Genomic DNA, 750 nt, shown 5'->3' with positions numbered 1-750 from the left:
CCGCCTATATTCGACGAGCGCAAAAAGGCTGCCGACGATCGTGGACAGGATGAAAATCGTGAAAGCCATGCCGAGCGTCACGGGTACGGCGCCCAGAATTTCCTGCGAGTCCTGGAGCAGAATTTCGGTATCAAACATGGTCGGATTACCCTTACGTCACACGCTCGCGACGGCCGCGTTCTTGATCTGAGCTGTTGTCGTCGCCTCTGGCGCTTGCATTGGTGAGCGGAGCTCGAAGAAGCGCACGATGAGCCACGCGACAAGGCACATCAGCGAATAGATAACCGCCAGCACGAGGTACGTTTCGAACTGGTACTGGTTATAGTCGCGCTCCACGATCAAGTGCGCGGTCGCCATCACGTCCGCAGCCCCGATGTACATGACCAGCGCAACGTCATGGATCAGGTAGATGATCGAGTTTCCATAGCCCGGCAATGCGAAGTGCACCGCTTGCGGGCCGACTACGCGGGTGATCTTCTGTCGGAAGGTATATCCCAGACTGTCGGCCGCATCATGCTGGCCGGGATCGACAGCCAGGTATGCAGGTCGCATGACTTCCGACAGATACCCTCCATGATAGAGGCTCAGCCCCACCATCGCAGCGATCGTTGCAGAAATAAGATCCTTGGCGCCGAACAGGATCACCAACAAGGGCAGCCCGTAGAACGCGACGAACAACTGCAGGACGACGGGAACACTCCGGGCATAGGACACGTAGAGGTCAGTCAGATGACTGATCACCGGAATCCT

1 protein-coding gene and 1 pseudogene are annotated in these 750 nt (G+C 57.3%); both read right to left on the bottom strand.

All coding sequences use genetic code 11. The features are described from left to right. A pseudogene (locus NKH70_RS35705) lies at positions 1 to 138 on the bottom strand (amino acid ABC transporter permease); the annotation flags it as partial. 18 nt (positions 139 to 156) lie between these two features. Further along, on the bottom strand, positions 157 to 750 hold a 594-nt coding region (locus tag NKH70_RS35700), incomplete at its 5' end, for an amino acid ABC transporter permease (protein WP_353027477.1).

Source organism: Mesorhizobium sp. M0991 (assembly GCF_040318915.1).
Classification (GTDB): domain Bacteria; phylum Pseudomonadota; class Alphaproteobacteria; order Rhizobiales; family Rhizobiaceae; genus Mesorhizobium.
This window is presented reverse-complemented; position numbering and strand designations above follow the sequence as displayed.